The organism is Intrasporangium chromatireducens Q5-1, assembly GCF_000576575.1.
GTDB classification, from domain to species: domain Bacteria; phylum Actinomycetota; class Actinomycetes; order Actinomycetales; family Dermatophilaceae; genus Intrasporangium_A; species Intrasporangium_A chromatireducens.
Genome location: NZ_AWQS01000292.1, coordinates 1 through 4,121 on the forward strand (window position 1 = coordinate 1; position 4,121 = coordinate 4,121).

Here is a 4,121-nt window from a genome sequence, read left to right on the forward strand (position 1 = left end):
CGAACTCCGGAGTTCGCGCTCACTCGACGGTCAGGGGGCGGGCTCGAGGTGGACCGCCTTCAGCGCGACGAACTCCCCGAAAAGGTCTGGGCCGTAACCGCGCCCGTGGCCGCTGCCACGCCGGGGGTCGGCCGAACCGCCGGGTGCGCCACCGAAGACGGCGTTGACCTTGACCGTGCCGACGTCGAGGCGCTCGATCGCCTCGGTGGCGTGCCGCTGGTCGCGGGTCAGCACGGTCGCGGCCAGGCCGTAGTCCGACTCGCAGGCAAGGTCGAGCCCGGCCCCGAACGACGGGACGACGGTGATAGGGGCGACGGGGCCGAAGGTCTCCTCGCGCATCACCTGCATGTCGGCGGTGCAGTCGGTCAGCACGGTGGGTGCGTACCAGGGCCCGGGCCGGTCGAGGCGGGCGCCGCCGGTGAGGCAGCGAGCCCCGGCGGCCACTGCTGAGCGGACGTGCTCGTCGATGACCGCGAGCTGGCGCTCGTCGACGATCGGGGTCAGCGTCGTCGCGTCGTCCCCGGGGTCGCCCGGGCGGAGGGCCTCGGCGTGTCGGACCAGGTGCGCGATGACCGAGTCGGCGACCGCCTCGTGGAGATAGACGCGCTCGACCGCGGTGCACAGCTGCCCACCGTTGGTGAAGCACCCGATCCCGATCTGCTCGGCGGCCCAGGCCGGGTCGACGTCCGCATCGACGACGATGGGGTCCTTGCCGCCGTTCTCGACGATCGACTTCGCGCCCCGGGCCGCGGTGGCCCGGCTGATGGCACGCCCGGTGGCCGTGCTGCCGACGTGCGCGACGACGTCGACGCGGGGGTCCGCGACGATGGCCGCCCCCACCGTGCCGTCCCCGTCGACGAGCTCGAGCACTCCGGCGGGCAGGCACGAGGCGATGATCCGGCCGAGCATCAGGCCGGGCTCGCTCGACCGCTCGGAGGGTTTGTGCACGACGGTGTTGCCCGTCATCAGGGCGGCCGCGATGAGACCCGCCGCGGCCGGATATGGGTCGTTCCAGGGCGTGAGCACCGCAACCACGCCGCGCGGCTCCACGCGCACCCAGTCGAACGAACCGGGGGAGCCGGCGAGGGAGCGGCCCGCGCCGAGGGTGCCGGCGACCGCCGCCTCGTCGAGCAGGTCGGCGGCCGCTGTTGCCGACGAGACCGCTTCTCGCGCTAGGCGGCCCGTCGTCGCGCAGAGCAATGCTCCCAGATCACGGGCCTGTTCGCGCGCGACGTCCGCAGCCCTCTTGAGGTTGCTGGCCCGTTCACCCGCTGACAGGCGAGCCCACTCGCGGCGCGCTCCATGCGCTGCGGCGATGGCCCGTTCGACCGCGGCGCTGCTCGACGGGTCGATCCTGAGTGTCGACGGCGCAGCCGTCTCTTGGTGCGCACCGCCGGCCGTGGCCGTGCTCGCCGAACCGCTCGCAGACGTGGTCGTCGTGGCAGCCGCGGAGATGGTCGCGTGGTCCGTCGCAGGGGTGTGAAGGGATGGATCGATGGCCATGTGGGGTGCTTTCCCGATCACCCCGCACGGAAACGCTTCTGGTTCGAAGTGGGGTTAGAAGCGGTTCTTCGGGGTAGCCAGTTCTCTGTGCAGATCCTCGGAGTGAACGCACTGTTCCACGACCCGTCCGCCGCCCTCGTGGTCGACGGCCGGATCGTCGCGGCCGCGGAGGAGGAGCGGTTCAGCCGGCGCAAGCACGGCAAGCGCCCGGTCCCCTTCGCCGCGTGGGAGCTGCCGGAGCAGGCCATGGCGTGGTGTCTCGAGGAGGCCGGGCTGCGCCCGGAGGAACTTGACGCCGTCGCATACTCGTTCGACCCGGCACTGGCCAAGCCTGCTGAGGACATGGGTCTCGACGACCCGTGGGACCAGCTGCGCCGCCTCTATGCGGAGCGCGCGCCCGAGTTCATCGCCACGGCGCTGCCGGGTCTCGACCGCGAGCAGGTCCGGTTCGTTCCCCACCACGTGGCCCACGCCGCGTCCGCGGCGCTCGCCGCACCGGTTGCCGCCGATGGGCGGCCGTGCAGCGTCCTGGTCCTCGACGGCCGAGGTGAGCAGGCCTCCCACCTCGCGGGGCGCTACCACCACGGCACGCTCGAGGTTCTCGCGGCCCAGGGGCTGCCCGAGTCACTGGGTCTGCTCTACGAGTCGCTGACCGAGCACCTGGGCTTCCTGCGGTCCAGCGACGAGTTCAAGGTGATGGCGCTCGCCTCCTACGGCAAGCCGGCGCACCTGGACCAGTTCCGGGAGCTCGTCCGCACGACCGGGGACGGGGGCTTCGTCGCGACCATCCCGGACTGGTCGCAGTGGGCACCGCGACGTGCTCCGGGCGAGACGTCGTGGCCGCAGGCGTACGCCGACCTCGCCTGCACCGTGCAGACCCGCCTCGAGGAGGTCCTCGTCGAGCTGGCCCGCTGGCTCCACGAGCAGACCGGTGACCGCACCCTCGCGCTGGCCGGCGGGGTGGCGCTGAACTGTGTCGCGAACAGCCGGATCTGGCGCGAGACGCCCTTCGAGAGGGTCTGGGTCCAGCCCGCCTCCGGTGACGCGGGCACCGCCCTCGGTGCGGCGCTCCAGCTGGCGAGCGAGGGCGGCCAGCTGCCTGAACCGTTCACGACGGCTGCGCTGGGCCGCGGCTGGTCTGACGACGAGCTGGCCGCGGCGCTGCGCCGCGCCGCCGTCTCGTTCACGACGCCGCGCGACCTGGCCGGAGAGGTGGCCGACATCCTGGCGGCCGACGGTGTCATCGCGTGGTTCGACGGCCGGTCCGAGTTCGGTCCGCGCGCGCTCGGCCACCGGTCCCTGCTGGCCCACCCGGGCCGGGCAGCCAACCTCGAGCGGCTCAACGACGTCAAGGGTCGGGAACAGTTCCGGCCCGTCGCCCCCATGGTGCTCGCCGAGAAGGCGACCGAGATCTTCGACGACGGGCCGCTGCCGAGCCCGTACATGCTCTTCGTGCACCGGGTCGCCCCCGCGTGGCGTGACCGGATCCCGGCCGTCGTCCACGTCGACGGCACCGCCCGCATCCAGACCATCGACGACGAGACGACGCCGCACATTGCGGCCCTGTTGCGCGCGTTCGAGCAGCGCACCGGGCTCCCCGTCGTCATCAACACGAGCCTCAACACGGCCGGCCGGCCGATGGTCGACACCCCGCGCGAGGCCCTGGAGCTGTTCGGGTCGAGCCCCGTCGACGCGCTCGTCCTCGGCCCCCACCTGGTCCGACGCGCCGCGTTCACGGAAGGGGCCTGACACCGTGGCGACGCACGAGACCCACGTGCCACCGGGTTCTCCGGCGGGCGGCTCCCTCGACTACGCGATCGTGATCCCGACGGTCGGGCGGCCCTCGCTGCACGAGCTGCTCGGCGACCTCGCCGCCCAGACCGGTCCCCGCCCGCGTGAGGTCGTCATCGTCGACGACCGCCGCGACCCGACGCCCCCCATCGAGCCGGGTGAGTCGGTCCGGCGCTGGGCGCCCGTGCGTGTCGCCGCCGGTCTCGGCCGTGGGCCGGCCGCCGCCCGCAACCTCGGGGCGGACCTTGTCACTGCGCAGTGGGTCGCCTTCCTCGACGACGACGTCCGGGTCGGCCCGGAGTGGGCGAAGCAGCTGCGGGACGACCTCGCCGGCCTGTCCGGCACCGTCGCGGCGTCCCAGGCGAGGCTCACCGTGCCGCTGCCCGCCGACCGGGCACCGACCGACTGGGAGCGGTCGACCGCTGCCCTCGAGCACTCGCACTGGATCACCGCCGACATGGCATTCCGCCGTGCGGCACTGCTGGCCGTCGACGGCTTCGACGAGCGCTTTCCCCGTGCCTACCGTGAGGATGCCGACCTGGCCCTGCGGCTGCGTCGCGCCGGGTGGGAGCTGGTCCGCGGCCAGCGGCGGGTCACCCATCCCGTCCGGCCTGCGACGCGCGGCACGAGCCTGCGGGTCCAGCGCGGCAACGCCGACGATGCGCTGATGAGGCGCCTGCACGGACCCGAATGGCGCACGGCTGCCCAGGCGGGACGTGGCCGGTTCCGCTGGCACGCGGCCACCGTCGCAGCGGCCCTCACAGCCCTGGGCGCCGGCACTGCGGCCCTGCTGCTGGCGCGACGGCCACGAGCGTCGGTTGGTGGCC

At 73.5% G+C, this 4,121-nt stretch carries 4 protein-coding genes; 3 read left to right on the top strand and 1 reads right to left on the bottom strand.

All coding sequences use genetic code 11. The annotated features are described in order from the left end of the window. Positions 1-30 precede the first annotated feature (30 nt). Positions 31-1,353, bottom strand: coding sequence for an aldehyde dehydrogenase family protein (locus N864_RS19780; RefSeq protein ID WP_051518838.1), 1,323 nt, complete (start codon positions 1,351-1,353; stop codon positions 31-33). On the opposite strand from N864_RS19780, the gene N864_RS26145 reads away from it, so the two are divergent. The 3 genes from N864_RS26145 to N864_RS19790 form a co-directional block, all read left to right on the top strand. Next, on the top strand, positions 1,316-1,483 hold the full coding sequence (locus N864_RS26145) for a hypothetical protein (protein ID WP_240474422.1): 168 nt from the start codon (positions 1,316-1,318) through the stop codon (positions 1,481-1,483). The genes N864_RS19780 and N864_RS26145 overlap by 38 nt on opposite strands. Before the next feature lie 122 nt (positions 1,484-1,605). Beyond that, positions 1,606-3,252: a carbamoyltransferase family protein gene (locus N864_RS19785; protein ID WP_240474420.1), complete on the top strand. Its 1,647-nt coding sequence runs from the start codon at positions 1,606-1,608 to the stop codon at positions 3,250-3,252. A gap of 4 nt (positions 3,253-3,256) precedes the next feature. Beyond that, positions 3,257-4,121, top strand: an 865-nt coding sequence (locus tag N864_RS19790; protein ID WP_240474421.1) for a glycosyltransferase family 2 protein, incomplete at its 3' end; no start/stop codon positions are given.